The 14,679-nt window shown below is 39.0% G+C and carries 13 protein-coding genes; 5 read left to right on the top strand and 8 right to left on the bottom strand.

The window, feature by feature from the left end:
• Position 1: 1 nt before the first annotated feature.
• From L7A31_RS18765 to rfaD, 8 genes are read right to left on the bottom strand one after another with little or no spacing between them, the layout of a single operon-like run.
• Complete coding sequence (locus L7A31_RS18765; protein WP_237363279.1) at positions 2-874, bottom strand: phosphotransferase family protein; 873 nt, start codon at positions 872-874, stop codon at positions 2-4.
• A 6-nt stretch (positions 875-880) separates the two neighbouring features.
• The gene (gene waaA / locus L7A31_RS18760) at positions 881-2,176 is read right to left on the bottom strand and encodes a lipid IV(A) 3-deoxy-D-manno-octulosonic acid transferase (protein WP_237363278.1); all 1,296 of its coding nucleotides are present in this window, start codon (positions 2,174-2,176) and stop codon (positions 881-883) included.
• A gap of 21 nt (positions 2,177-2,197) precedes the next feature.
• Positions 2,198-2,989 carry a glycosyltransferase family 32 protein gene (locus tag L7A31_RS18755; RefSeq protein WP_237363277.1) on the bottom strand — a complete coding sequence of 264 codons (792 nt, stop codon included), beginning with the start codon at positions 2,987-2,989 and terminating at the stop codon, positions 2,198-2,200.
• Positions 2,937-4,034 carry a glycosyltransferase family 9 protein gene (locus tag L7A31_RS18750; protein ID WP_237363276.1) on the bottom strand — a complete coding sequence of 366 codons (1,098 nt, stop codon included), beginning with the start codon at positions 4,032-4,034 and terminating at the stop codon, positions 2,937-2,939. Before L7A31_RS18750 ends, L7A31_RS18755 begins: the two co-directional genes overlap by 53 nt.
• Positions 4,015-5,067, bottom strand: coding sequence for a lipopolysaccharide heptosyltransferase II (gene waaF, locus L7A31_RS18745; RefSeq protein ID WP_237363275.1), 1,053 nt, complete (start codon positions 5,065-5,067; stop codon positions 4,015-4,017). The genes L7A31_RS18750 and waaF overlap by 20 nt, the downstream gene beginning before the upstream one ends.
• The gene (locus L7A31_RS18740) at positions 5,064-6,326 is read right to left on the bottom strand and encodes an O-antigen ligase family protein (RefSeq protein WP_237363274.1); all 1,263 of its coding nucleotides are present in this window, start codon (positions 6,324-6,326) and stop codon (positions 5,064-5,066) included. Before L7A31_RS18740 ends, waaF begins: the two co-directional genes overlap by 4 nt.
• 10 nt (positions 6,327-6,336) lie before the next feature.
• Positions 6,337-8,142, bottom strand: a complete 1,806-nt coding sequence (locus tag L7A31_RS18735; RefSeq protein ID WP_237363273.1) for a bifunctional glycosyltransferase family 4 protein/polysaccharide deacetylase — start codon at positions 8,140-8,142, stop codon at positions 6,337-6,339.
• 58 nt (positions 8,143-8,200) lie between these two features.
• Positions 8,201-9,142 carry an ADP-glyceromanno-heptose 6-epimerase gene (gene rfaD, locus L7A31_RS18730; protein WP_237363272.1) on the bottom strand — a complete coding sequence of 314 codons (942 nt, stop codon included), beginning with the start codon at positions 9,140-9,142 and terminating at the stop codon, positions 8,201-8,203.
• 1,249 nt (positions 9,143-10,391) lie between these two features.
• Between rfaD and L7A31_RS18720 the strand changes: the two genes are divergently transcribed.
• The 5 genes from L7A31_RS18720 (at position 10,392) to L7A31_RS18700 (ending at position 14,669) form a co-directional block, all read left to right on the top strand.
• A complete protein-coding gene (locus tag L7A31_RS18720; RefSeq protein WP_237363271.1) occupies positions 10,392-11,177 on the top strand; it encodes an IS4 family transposase in 786 nt (261 codons plus the stop codon).
• 10 nt (positions 11,178-11,187) lie between these two features.
• A complete protein-coding gene (locus L7A31_RS18715; protein ID WP_354003827.1) occupies positions 11,188-11,592 on the top strand; it encodes a hypothetical protein in 405 nt (134 codons plus the stop codon).
• A gap of 1,326 nt (positions 11,593-12,918) precedes the next feature.
• Entirely contained in the window at positions 12,919-13,548 is a 630-nt protein-coding gene (locus tag L7A31_RS18710) for a hypothetical protein (RefSeq protein ID WP_237363270.1), read from the top strand.
• Positions 13,538-14,293, top strand: a complete 756-nt coding sequence (locus L7A31_RS18705) for an NTP transferase domain-containing protein (protein WP_237363269.1) — start codon at positions 13,538-13,540, stop codon at positions 14,291-14,293. The genes L7A31_RS18710 and L7A31_RS18705 overlap by 11 nt, the downstream gene beginning before the upstream one ends.
• Entirely contained in the window at positions 14,283-14,669 is a 387-nt protein-coding gene (locus L7A31_RS18700) for a ParB N-terminal domain-containing protein (RefSeq protein ID WP_237363268.1), read from the top strand. The genes L7A31_RS18705 and L7A31_RS18700 overlap by 11 nt, the downstream gene beginning before the upstream one ends.
• The last annotated feature ends 10 nt before the right edge of the window (positions 14,670-14,679 follow it).

Genomic DNA, 14,679 nt, shown 5'->3' with positions numbered 1-14,679 from the left:
ATTATCCTGTTATTTTACGTATGGTTTTATCCATTGTTCTATTAAACCAATCTATTGTAATGCTATCTTGGGTTTTTATATATGGAGCTATTCTAAGTACAGTTAGAGCTTCAATTATTCTCGTCTCATATTCAAATAACCGTTCTAAGGTAGTTAGAAAGTTAGGTTTGGAGTGTTCACAAAATATTTCACCCTTAACCCTTACGCTAGCTTTTTCTTTTCTGAAACTCCACCCATACTCGAAGTCTTGAGTAAGTTTGGCTGCGTCTTGCAACGGGCTATTTATTTCGCAGCTTAGGAAATCAAAAAGTACAAGCTCGTTTCTCTCAGTTACTTTTATGTTTGATAAAGTTAGATCTCCATGGCATGGCCCTAAAGGTAAGGATAAATCCTTCTGACAGTACTCATTCAAAATGGCCATTCTGTCTCTTAGGTTCGGAAATAAAAATAAATTTTTTCCTAGTTTCTCTTTTATTGAATTAATCTTACTTCTAACCGTTGAGCTTGGAAATGTAGAATATTCGCTTTGCGCAACGGAATTAATAAGGTAGAAGTCTAGTGCCGTTTTTAAGTTCATAGCGACGGCTTTTGAGCCTTTGTACGCCACTTGCTCACCACCTAACCCTTCAACAAACGGCATTGATATTGACAATCTAGATTTAGATTTCTCTGTGCCTAAAACCGGGATAGCTATTATATTGTATGTGGGAGTCTGAAGGGAGGAGAAGTTCTGTTGTTTAACGATTGCTTCGTAATTTTTCTCTATATCTAGATGGACTGTTTTTCGCACACAATAGGAGCTGGCTTCTTGATAAACTTCTAAAGTAGCACCTGAGTGAGAGGCTCTTTGGATTCTATTGCTAACTTCTCTCATTGTTAGTTATGACCTCAAATAGCTAGAATTTTCTGCGAATATTTTAGTAAGTTGTAACATTGTTTTGTCAACAGCACCTGAATTTTCTTGAACGACGTGTAGTACTGACTGACCTAGTTCTTCTCGATGTTGATGGTCAATAAAAAGAGAGTAGAGCTTAGCCGCTAGCTCGGTGTCACTATGTATGATTTCACAGCCTCCGTTTGCGATAAGAGTGTTGGTGACTTCTTTGAAATTATAGTAGCTGGGGCCCGTTAATATAGGTTTGGCTAAAGCAGCTGGTTCTAGTAAATTGTGCCCTCCAGCTTTTCTTCCTACTAGAGACCCCCCCATAAAGCAAATGTCAGAAGCTGAAATTAGCTCCAACATTTCTCCCATTGAATCACCAAGGTATACTTGTGTAGTAGGTTCAATCATAGACCTACTAGATCTAGCTATGGTGTGAAAATCTTTTTTTGCTAAAAGTTCAACTTGTTTAAATCGCTCTGGGTGCCTAGGTACTAATATTAATAAAGCAGTTGGAAGTTCCTCTTGTAATTTTTTATGTGCAGATAGAATGATGTCATCTTCACCTGCATGTGTACTAGCTGCTATCCAGACTGGACGAGATTTGCCAATTGTTGCTCTAAGACTAGTTCCTTTTATTTGGACACTAGTGCTTATCTGTATATCAAACTTGATTGAGCCTGTGGTTGCTAACTTTTCTTGTGAGAACCCAAGTAACTCGAAGTTTTTAACGTCGCTTTGGTGTTGGCATAAAACTTTATGAATACATTTGCTTATTTGATTTACAATAGGCCAAACTCGACGATAGCCGTGAAGTGACTTATCAGATAAACGCGCGTTAACAATTGTAACAGGAATTTGCTTTTGCTTGGCTATATGTAGTGTATTTGGCCATAACTCTGTTTCCATGATAAGTAGCTGACTAGGATTTATTGTATTGATAAAACGTTTTACTGCAAAAGGAAAGTCAAATGGCATGTATAAGTGCGTTGCTAGCCCGCTGAGCTTTTTAGCTTGCTCCGCTCCAGTAGTTGTAGTTGTGGTTATAAGAATATCACAATCTGGATATTCTGAGCTAATACGTTCAATCAGGGGGATTGCAGCAAGCATTTCGCCCACCGAAACGGCATGAATCCAAATCGGCCTAGACTTAAATGCTGGAGAAGAGATTACGCCCCAATGCTCTTTCCATCTTGCGCCGACTCGTGGCTTCCCACCTTTTGAACGATATAGTTCCCAAATAAGTAGGGGGGCAATCAGAGTTAAAGCTAGTGTATAAATAAATCTAATAATCAAACTAATATTACCTAGAAAATATCACTTCTTTACAAGGTCATCAGGATTTAGGTGTGTCCACTTCCCTCTTGGTTTATCTAGGTATTGGAAGTGTTCGTTGGTGAATGCGCCTTGTATGCATACATAATTGCGATCTCTTGAGTTGGCTTTCTTTTTTTCTAGTACTCTATTGATTACCATAGGGCCTGTTGTATCAAAAACACCCTTAACCCGTTCTTTGTCATCATAATTCTCAATATTATCCACTACAATATCGACAGCCTGCTGGAACTCTGGGTTGTTCGGTATGGTCGCAAGAAAGTAGTTTGTGAACTCAGTGTTGTTTTTTATTTTTATGTACAGCGCAGGAGATATATTCTTAAGTATTTTTTTTAACGGCCAGACGAGAGTTGCGTCAATATCCATATATATTCCTCCCTCATTGCTTAGAACAGCTAGCCTCCAAAGGTCAGCTTGGGCAGCACCATCAGTCAGTTTTATGTAACTTTGGTAAACCTCTTTTGAAGCGTGTTCTTTCAAATACTCAGCTCGGCCTTCAGTGCTGACATAACGGTATTCATAATCAAGAGACATTAGTCGGTTAAACAAATAGTTTATGTATACTGGCAATGTGGACTTGTTTGAATAGTTGGTCTGCCATATTACTTTTGTAATTCCAGCTGTTTTTTTCGAACGCACCTTAGCTGGAGAGTACTCTGGAATAGTAAATCGAGCTTTAGGAAATACAAAATGAAATGGGTAAGAGAGAGTCTTTACAATGTTACCCACTAACTTTATTGCTCGATTTGCAACCATGATTGGAAAAGTGCTCATATTCCTGCCTTTGTTCATTGATATCTGCCGCCAGAGATAGCTGTATTGCGTCAAGTATTTGAGTGTTTTGTGGAATAGAACCCTCAGAATTCATAACAATACGATGCTCGCCATCTAGTGGTGTATAGCGAAACGGAACAGTAGAATAGAAAATGCCCACAGTTGGAGTATGGGTTGAGACTGCTACATTACGAATCCCCGTGTCTGGCGCGACGACAAGTCTAGCACGAGCAACGTAATCGACCAAACAATCTAAAGGCATCACTGGTTGAATTGAAAAGTTAGCCCTTGACTCTAAATCAGCTAGGAATTCACCTTTTTCGCAATCTTTTTTACCTTCCAAGAAAACATGCTGGTAGTTAGGAAAGTTATCTAACGCACTATCAATTAATTGCTTTATTTGGGTTTTATCGAGTATTTTCGATTGTGTTGAGGCGCCGTTAAAGTAAATAATTATGGGCTTAGTAGTGCGTTGTTCATAAACATCGTGGTGATTAGGTAAGCCAAAATCAAGAGGGCGACTTGGGTTATGCCCAAGGAGCTTGAGCATATCAAGCATACATTCCAATTCAGGCTGGAAGTCAGATCGAAATACCGCGACGTTGTACAGAGAGCCGTATAGGTATGGTTTATAAGGGAAGCCAAATTTCAGTTTTGCTTTGCTAAATAGCGTTAACCAATATGAACGACTTGTCCCTGCAACATCAAATATGATGTTTTGCTCCTCAAGTTGCGTAAACTCGCGTACTCTTTCTTTCCAAGTAAGCTCATGCTTCCGGTGACGACCAACCATATAGATGGTTTCATCCGCGAGGTCTTCTGGAGTGCCATACGCATAGTTGGTAACACTAACAAGAGTGATTTTTGCATTTGGGAAAAACTTTCGTGCCTCAATGAGGAAAGGGCGAGTAATCACCTGATCACCCAATGCAGCATGGCGAATCACTGCTATTTTCTTTATCGTTTGTGGAGAGAACTGAGTTGTTAAGTATTTCTTTGCTTTTTTAGATGCGTAAGCTCCACGCTCAAACCAGAGGTATTTCATTGTCTTTATTAATAAATCCGTTTAGTGCTTGTATTACCTTAGACGCATCCAATTTGGTTAAACACTCTAAGTGGCCCAGTGGACATTCTCTCTTAAAGCATGGGCGACATTCAATGTCTTGCATAATAATTTGAACATGTTGTGATAGCGGTGGAGTGTAATTGGGTGATGAAGAGCCATATATCGCAATAATATTACATCCAACAGCCGCAGAGACATGCATGAGACCAGAATCGTTAGTTATTACGGTGTGGCATGCTGAAAGTAAATCGACTGCGTCAACAAGCTTAGTTTTACCAGAGAGGTTAAAGCATTTCGCTTGGAGATCACTTGGAAGTTGAGAGCGAATGGTTTCACATACTTCGACGTCATTGCTAGACCCGAATAGCCAAACCTGTTGCTCACGCTTAATTGCGTGTTCAGCAGCTTTAGCGTAGTGCTCCTCTGGCCATCGTTTGGCCGGGCCGAATTCAGCTCCAGGGCAAATTCCAATTGTGGGAACTTCTAACTCAAGACAAAGGTTAGTGGAAATCTCATTAAGGTTTGACTGATCAATGTCTAAATTAGGTTTTGGGCAACTGTCTAAAGAGACTAAGTCAAGCATCTCGTGCTTAGAGTAGGTAAGAGCTACATAGCGTTCAACCATATATTGAAATGCAGCTTTATTAGGCCTCAGATCATTTAAGAGGCCATAACGCATTTCACCTTTCCATCCCGTGCGATGCGGTATATTGGCGAATAAAGGAATTAGTGCAGACTTCGCTGAGTTGGGTAAAACAAAAGCATGCGAGTAGTTCTCTTTAACCAACTGTCTACCTATACGCCAACGTGTCTTCAAGTTAAAACTTCCATGCCCAACGGGCATTTCAATGGCTTTATTTATCTCAGGCATTCTTTCTAAGATAGGTTTGCACCACGCAGGCGCAAGGACATCTATCGTACAGGAAGGGTACTGTTGTTTCAGGTTAGCGTATAAGCTTTGGGACATTACCATATCGCCAACCCAGGATGGGCCAATTATAAGAATGTTCATTGGACTAAAGTACCTTCAATCTTCTCTTCATTTTGCCCATACTTTTCGACACGCATTATAGCTAGAAAAATAGCAAGGAAGAAACCATAGAAAGCGCCGATAAGATTCGCTGTTAGTAATACTTCAGTTAGGCCGAAGATAGCGAAACCGGCAACGAATATGCCACCAACATAGCCAACCAAGCTATTTGTTTTTTTGTAGTGATGGAAAAACATAAAAATAGGTAAAAATAGAATAGTTACAAAGCTAATAACACCTAAAATACCAGTGCTGGCAAGCATTTCGAAATATTGGCTATGAGCATGAGCTCGTTCAACGGTTGTTACCCAGTGAGTTGTTTCATGCTCTCTATATAGTTCTTGATTTAGGTTTACTCTTTGAGAGAAGGTCATACCTATAATCGGGCTCCTTACAAAAGCTTGATATGCGGTTTTCCATAGCTCTATTCGACCACCTGCTGATGGAGCTTTGGCTATTTGTCCACTTTCGAGATGTGCAAATTCTTTTGCATTTTCTGCGACTCGTCTTTGGATGTCAGTTGAGCTATAGTAGAGCCCTAGGCCTACAATAGCCAACAAAGACAACAAGCTTACAACTTTTTTCATTGATAGTTGTTTGTACCTTACAACACAAATTAGCATAAGAAGTAATGGAATTGCGAAAATAGCCCCTCTAGTAAGGGTCAAGATTGTAGCAATACTGGCAGATATAAAGGAAAAAAACAGCCAGCTTTTGCTTTGCTCTGATTTCATTAGGCATAAAGCCAAAAAAGCAAGTGAACAAGATAAATAACCAAAGTTTATGCTGTAAAGGAATCCTCCCACTCGCACTTCATTCAAGATAATATACTGATAGAGAGCTACCCCTAAAGTTGCAATAGAACCAAAAATTACGCCAAATGTTAAATGTTTAAAAATGCAGTTTATCCTATCCATATTTAATATGTTTATTAACATCAAATAAATAGGAATGCACAATAGCAACCTCGCCCCCCCTTTGAAATATCTAAAATTTCCCCAGTCAACAATAGCTACCGGTATGTTGGATATTAAATAGGTAGACAATATAAATAAACAAAGCCAGTCGAAACTGTTTAACTTTAAATAACCTTGTCGATTTTTAATGAGGCAGTATAAAGAGGATAGAACGCAAAAAATAATTACAGCGACACTGAAGTTAGGCGTGCATAAAAGTAATGCAGGAACGAGAAAAACACACAAACTTATTTGTTTGATGTTGAATTCTAAGGTTTTATTCATTGAGTTAAAATCACTTGGCTTGACTATTTATGTTACTATTTTTTACTTCGGCCTTACTCTTCCTGAAGTTATAGTTCCCTTTTATTTTTCTCCAGAGGCCCAAAGTATCAGTTTTAGGAAAAATTGCAATCCTGCGAATTTGATACACGTCTCTATGTAGGCATAGTGGTCCACTATCAGTAGCTAAGGCATACTGATAGCCGGCATTTCTACATATATCTTTTGTCTCGGAATTTAGGGAGCCGTATGGGTAAGCAAAAGAAGTCAGAGGTTTTCCTAAAAGCTCCTCTAATAGTAGTTTGTTCTTTACTATCTCTTCTTTTTGTTCTTTTAAGGGGAGTAAGGCGAGCCTAGGGTGGGTTAGTGTGTGTCCGCCGATTTCTACATGACCAGAGTCAGACAGTGTTTTTAATTCTTCTAATGCCATTAAACTAACTGGCTTCTCAGGATTACTTTCGACATTTACATCCCATTTATTATAGGATTCACCAGTAACAGCATAGACTACCGCTTTGAAGTTATATTTTTTCAGCAGTGGAAGAAGTAAATTGAGGTTGTCCTTATACCCATCATCAACGGTAATGATGATATAGCGCTTACCCAGTTCAAAGCGATCAATTAAGCGCTTCGATGCTAGATCCTCAAACGTGAGAGTTTCAAACCCCATTCGTTTTAAAAGCTTAAAATGTTTTTCTAACATATCCACATGTAGATACGTGCCATGGACCCCTTTCTCATCTTCACTCTTGATAAAGCGGTGATACATTATCACAGGTATTTCTTTCTTAAGTTTCTTCACATAAACGGTTTGATAAATATCTTCAATTTGGTCAGCTACAGTTTTTAAGTTATAGCTTTGGTGAACTTTATTGGTAACTTCTTTAGAGCAATAACTTGACGCTAGCCCTTTCTCAACTTCCAGCTTGATGCTGGAAAAATCTATATCTAGATCCTTAGGGCCTATATCACCAAAATTTGTTTCCATAGCTTGCGTGATATTGTGTTCATCCACTAGACCAATTGACTTTGCTTCGCCTATAGCCAGAGTAGGCCTGCCACATAGCAATGATTCCATAGCAACGCGACCTGCGCCAATAACTAGGTCAGATTGAGCCATGATAGACGGAATATCTTTGGAGTAGCCAACGAAATCTACATGTGACTTAAAGCGGTTAAATCGTTCTTCAACATTCGAGCCACTAATGACTTGGATGTGATATTTACTGCTATCTAGACATTCATCAAGTAATCGATAGCAAAGGTCGCCTTTTGGTCCTGTTAACCTACCGATAATACTTATTACAGGTTTATCATTGACTGGCGCGTCAGTGCGCGTAAAAGATTTTGTCTCTATACCATTGCGGCTTACAGTCAGAAACTCCTCAGCCACGTTAAGATCAGCAATTAATTGGTCTTTGATTGCTTCACAAACCGGAAGGGCTTTATCGCCCATTGCATGGAATCGCTTTCGCGATGCATGCACTGGCTGTCGTCCATGAACGGTGGTAAGCATTGGGATGCCAGTTATTTTGCAAGCAATATGACAGCTCCAGCTTGATGCTCGCGAATGAGCATGAACTATTTGGATTTTATGTTTTTTTATCAAATAAATCAGATAGGCAACATGCCAAAACCGTCGAGGTATGCTCCTCTTGTTGAACCTTAATTTATAAAAGGGGCCTTTGTGAGGTTTAGTAAGAGTATCTGATACGTAGTGAACATTGTGCCCGCGATTAGTCAGTGTATTACCTAGGGTCGTGGCATAAACTTCAGCGCCAGTTACCTCTAACTGGGAGAGGGCCATTAAGATATTCATTCAATTACTCGGAGTATTCTTATTTACAAATAGACGCAATCGTATACTACTAAGCAGGCTATTTATTGATGATGTTCATATATTCTTCAACGCCTTGAGCTACAGTTTTAAACTTGTGGTCACACCCGGCTGTACGTAACTTTGTTAAATCAGCTTGAGTGAATTCTTGATAGGCACCTTTTAAGTGTTCAGGGAAAGGAATCGTTTCAATATTGCCTTTGCCGTGATACTTGATAACTGCTTTTGCGACTTCTTCGAAGGATTCGGCTTGTCCAGTACCGAGATTGAAAATACCAGAGACACCATGTTCCATAAACCATAAGTTAACGGCACTAACATCGCCGACATAGACAAAATCACGTCGAAATTTTTCACTACCAGTAAACAGTTTTGGGTTTTCACCAGCATTCATTTGATTGTTTAAATGGAAAGCAACTGATGCCATTGAGCCTTTATGTTGCTCACGCGGCCCATAAACATTGAAATAACGAAACCCTGTTACTTGAGACAGCTTTTCGCCATGTTGCTCTGCATCTTGCCATACACGACGTACATAGTTATCAAACTGTTGTTTGGAGTAGCCATAAACGTTCAGTGCACCTTCATACTGTTTCTCTTCGATAAAGGTTGTTGTTTCACCGTAGGTTGCAGCTGATGAGGCGTAAAGGAAAGGAATCTCACGTTCTAGGCAGTAATGTAAAAGTTCTTTTGAATACTCATAGTTATTGAGCATCATGTACTTGCCATCCCACTCAGTCGTCGCGGAGCAAGCTCCCTCATGGAATACGGCCTCAATTGGACCAAAGTCATCACCGGCCATGATTTGGGTAAGGAAATCATCGCGATCCATGTAGTCTGCAATGTCTAGGTCAACAATATTCTGAAACTTTTTACCGTTCTTTAGATTATCGACAACTAAGATGTCGTTAATACCTTGTTCGTTAAGTGCTTTTGTGATGTTACTGCCGATCATGCCAGCACCACCAGTTACGATGATCATTCTCTTTTACCAACCTGTAAGTTACCTTAGTTTGCCGAGTATAACACTTTCATTGCGATCGCAAAAAGCCCTAACGTTTGTCGTTGAGGCTCGTCAACTATTCATTCATCTCCAATTAGATTCGGTAGAGGATAGAGAAAGATTTACTTTTAGAATTGCAGTAGTTTTTTTAATGCGTAAGTCTCATCAACTTAAGCGTTGTAATCTCTTTGGCTACTTTACCCCCCTAACAACTGTTTCACTAGATACATTGCTGTTTTTTATAGCAATCGTTCACGATAAGCATACTGTTTTTCCTAATTTTGTTGGAACCGTAGAGCTTCTGACAATCTACCGCCGAATCGCGAGGGAACCCCTGTTCCTATCAGTACAATGCTTTTTGATCTTCAATTCATCTTCGCTAGAAGTTTGAGACTAGCGGCATCGATGACCAGAAGTTGCGTCACAGCTATAAACGAAGCCTAAATATCCATAGTTTTGTGGCTTATACGGGTATAATGCTGACAAACCAGCGGGATAATCGCTAGGTTAAAAACTGAGTCTAGAAACCTCGCCGCGCTCTCAATGGTATAAAAAACTTGTTTACCATCAGTGCGATAGTAGGGGTTAAATCGCTGAAATAGCAGGCCTACTATGTTTGTCTTGTTTGTTTGGATTCGACTCATTATCGCTTTCTCGTCACTTCAGAAGGTTAGAGAACCACGGTTGATTAAGACTTTATTGTACATTCCAGTTAGTTGTTACGATATGAGGTTTAGGTATGAGGTAACGGCAGATAATTCGCGTAGTAGATCAGATTGTAGCTTCTTGATTTAGTTCAAACGATTTAAGTAACAAAGCCGTTGCGATAGAAGAGCTAGAGCTCATTAAAATAGAGCAACTAAATAAGTGATAAGAAGCTGTATGTTAAATTACTTCAAAGTGCCTTGCTGATTTTGTGAGCAAGCTAAGCCATTGATAAAGTAGGGGGTGATAGTCACGCTACCGTTGCCTTGAGTATAAATACACATTCTAATTTGATAAGTATGTGGAGATTATTTGCTCAGGCGATAAGAAAAATGTATTTGTGGGACTCCATAAAAGATCAATCTAGGTTAAATTGAGCTAGGGGGACAGAGGCTGAGGTATCCCCTTAAATTTGAGACAAATAGCAAATAAATTCATTTAGTTAGGAACGTTCATGGTGCTTTGTGAACGCAAGTTTATCACCACAACAAATTTGCTTATCACCCTAGTAAGGAACAGCACCATGAATGTAAATACTATCGTATCGCTTTTTCTCAATTCAATCTTTGGCAACATGCATAAAGCGAGAGCTAATGCACTGAAAGCCTGCGTTGAAAGTGTTCTTTCCGGTAGTTCTCTTTCTGTCACATCCATTGGACGAGGTATTTCTACTCATGCCTATGAAAAACACTCGATAAAAAGGGCGGATAGGCTGTGCTCTAACTGCCACTTGAGTCGATCAAAAGTTGTTATTTATAAACATATTGTTACCCTGCTTACCTCCCACTTGAAGACTCCGATCATTCATGTTGATTGGTCTGATTTAAATAAGCAAAAAACACTCTTTCTTATCCGTGCCTCTTTGTCATTCGAAGGTCGAGCCCTAACGCTTTATGAAGAAGTTCATTCATTGGAAACGAAAGAGACCGCCAAGACACATTCTGATTTTTTGGTCATTCTCAAACTGTTACTACCGTCTTCTAGTCGACCTATTATTGTCACAGAAGCTGGATTTAAGAGACCTTGGTTTAAAGCAGTCAGAGCTCTAGGCTGGCATTTTATGGGGCGAGTTCGTGGGCGTGTTTGCCTGAGTAAAAACGAAGAAAAAGGGGCGCTATGCAAAACGTTGTTTCCACTGGCAACCTCCGTCCCCCAACTCATAAGAAATGGGTATATGGGAAATGTAAACCCTTACAAAGTCAATATCATACTGTATAAGGCGAAACCGAAAGGGAGAGTCGCTAAAACTAAAAAAGGGCACCGTCAACAATCCAATTACAGTCGAAAAAAACGCTCGGCGAGCCCATGACCCATGGATATTGGTTACCTCACTGCCTGCTCGCCAACATTTAGCCAAACGTGCCGTTGGTATTTATGAAAAGAGAATGCAGATAGAGGAAGCCTTTCGAGATGGCAAATCAGAACGATACGGTTTAGGTATGTCGTTGCATGGAACTAAACAGTTACAAAGAATGAGCATATTAGTTTTGATAGGCACAATCGCCCATACCCTTTTGATGTTGTTAGGTTTAGTGGCAGAAAAACAGGGGCTTCACCATCGTTTTCAAGCGAATACTATTAAAGAGCGGCGAGTATTGAGTTACCTCAATCTAGGATTACGTATTTATCAAAAGCCATTGTTGCGCATATCAATAGATGTTTGGAGAAACATGATCGGGAAAATACTGAATGACCTATCGAATAATCAAAGGTTTACAGTTTGAGTTCGTGGGGTTCCCTCAGGGACAAAGGTGAATACATCATACACCTCCAACGTATCATTGGAGAATCGTATGTTGTTGGATAAGGCATATAAAGATAACTGAGCGCATAAATGTAGGATTTGGAACTTGATTGAAGTGCCTGTATAGAAAACTATTGGTGTTTCTCCTCTATAGCCAATGTTCGAAAAAGTAGTAATTTCTATGAGGAAAGTTGTACAATCAGTTTAACTGTTTAGTATTACGCTTCTGCCATTACGTATGATGAAACACTCGCTTTTAGAGTAATACATTTGGAGGCGCTTCTACACTCTGGTAGGAAGTATGTTATAAGTGAATGCCCCTTGAGCGGACATGAAAATGCAGTAACTTCAGAAGCCTTAAACGTTTGCAAAACATCTAACGATTAACATAGATAAAAACTAACCTTAATTTGATAATACATGTTGACCTTTTAAAAATATGGCTTGCTTTTTATGTATAGTGGAGTGTAGAGATAGGACTATGTAAGGGTGATCTTTTGGCAAAGGTTTGTCTGGGTCTGCAACTTATGTAGTTTTTGATGGGGCTTGAGCATAGGCGTGCTTAACTAGGTAACTTTCTCATGTTGAAAATGGAATGAATATATTTTGCAGTATGGGTTATATTAGCTGAGCCTGAGGTAATATGGTATAGGGATGAGTAATTTTGAATAAAGGAATATCTCGGTTGTTTAAGGTGAAACGTTTACTTAATAGTTTACTTTTTGTTATTTATCGAGTTACTTATAGAAGTCTACCTGGGATACTGAATATTAGTTCCTTGTGGTTTTTTTCTTACTTCCTAGATGGAGGTGAATATGCGAAGAACTCAAACTTTGTTTATCTCGTGTCATATATATCAGGTATGACATTAGGAGTTGTCTATTTTAGCTTGGTTGTTATTATACCTAGTTCCGATAAGGGCACTGCTGTAGAAACACTCGCATATATATTCAGGAAGTTTTTTTTATTCTTATTAGTATTTTTTGTTTTTTTGTGGCTCCTCGGCTTACTGAAACCATTAGACCTAGTTGGAATATTGGCGCTGTCTTTATTTCAATACTCTGTTGAGCTGAATAGGTCCGAAAGAAAATTTAAATCAGCATTAAAGTTGCTATATTGTCAATCATTCCTGCTTTTACTGTTTGTCTTATTCTCATGGTTTTTAGATTTATATGTTAGTTTTAGCTTTAGTTTTAGTGTTTTCTTCATAATGTCTTATCTAGGTTCTGTTTGTCTTGTAGGCCCTTCAACAATTAAATTTATTCTTCGGGCTCGTTTATTGGACGAGAGGAGAACAATATTTGAGATGTTTTCTGTATTTGGCGGCTCTTTTCTTTTGAAAATTTCTGAAGGGTTTGTGCCAGCATTCCTACGTTTTGTAGTGCTGCCCCATTATCCGGACTCTAGAGATTTCGTAACAATGGTGATGGATTTGGTACAGCGTTTTATTGCTACTTTGTTTAATGCAGTTAAGTTTTTTGTAATGCCTAGTCAAGTTAAGAAGTATTATGGGCGTAAGTTCGACCCAAGAATTGGTTCAAATTCCAACCGAGCTTCACTTTTCCTGTCATTAACAGTAGTAGTTTTATTTCTTGTTCTTATTACATATTTCGATATACCCAGCGAATGGAAGGTATTTGTCGATTTGGTTCCTAGGCTTTCTCACTTAGAACAGGAGTTCATGCTAATATCTGCAACCATAGTGATTATTCATGCATCGAATTTTTATAGAAAATCCTCAATTGATGTATATCTAATGTCAAATCGTCGTTACAGTGAATTAGTATTAATTCATTTTCTTGCGTTAGTTACTGCTTCCTCGTTCTTTTATTTTGGTTTTGCTTACCTAGGAGTGTTTACTGTTGTATCAATATATTATATTTTGACTTACTTTATAAGTATGTTGTTGTTGAAGGAGAGAATTGGTGGTATCTAGCGAGTGTTCAATTGAGAATATTATTATTCTAGCTGCAGGAGAGGGGCGTAGATTTTTTAAATCGGGTGGCAAGGTACTAAAGCAATTAGTCCCTTTTAATGGTATTCCACTGGTTAGAAGAATTGTTTTACAGGCATTGCGACTAAACATTGAAGGAAAGGTTATTGTCGTAGTTGGAGAAGATGAGGAGCAGGTTAAGCAGATCAAACAATCGCTCACCGGCATTGATGGTATCCAATATGTAAAGAATGAGAAAAGCCGCGCGGACAATAACTTTTATTCCGTAAAAAAAGCGTTGGAGTGCTGTTCAAAGTCCGCCTCCATTATAATAGAGGCTGATTGCGTATTTGAGGATAGTGATCTGAGCTCTTTTGCGAGTAGCGTAACTAATAGTAGTAGTATAATATGGGGGTGCATTGGTGCAGCAAACAACTATGAGAATGGTGGAGTGCTCGTGCCTGAGCATAAGGACAGCGCTTGGCAACCTCATATAGCTTCTGGTGATGAATATCGCAGTCTAGCTGAACAGCCAGGTTCATTGAAAATGTTCGGTATAGTAGGAATTTCACATGAACAAACTAGTAGATTTTTCGAACAAGTTGCAGATGTTAATTACGATGTTCCTAGTTACTTTCATCAAGTCTTTTTTGATTCCCCATCCTCCTACAAGCATACTGTGTATGACTTTGGACTTGATGCATTTTCTTTCAATACGAATAAAGAGCTAAATTTAAATGAAAAGTAGATTTGAATTAATTTCTCCCCATGATCTGAAGCCTATTGAGGATTATAGTCGAGATAGAGTCGAGTGGCTAATGTCAAAAATATCGACAGAAAGTTTGTGGACTGTCCCAATCTGTGTTAGCTCAGAAGGGTTCGTTATGGATGGGCATCACCGTCACCAAACAGCGCTTGCACTTGACTTATCTTATGTTCCTATAGAACGGTTTGAGTATAAAGAAGTTGAGCTATACAGCCTTCGTGAAGATGTGGACGTTTCTTATGAGATAATCAAGTCCAATGCTTCAGCAGGGATCATATTCCCCTATAAAACTGCGAAACATGATTTTCCTGAGTTAAGAGAGAGCTTTATAGCAGTTCCTCTAAAAGAACTAAAGTAGACGTAAGAAA

The organism is Vibrio marisflavi CECT 7928 (assembly GCF_921294215.1).
Taxonomy (GTDB): Bacteria; Pseudomonadota; Gammaproteobacteria; order Enterobacterales; family Vibrionaceae; genus Vibrio; species Vibrio marisflavi.
The sequence above is the reverse complement of the archived record's forward strand: the minus strand, read 5'-3'. Positions and strand labels throughout refer to the sequence as shown.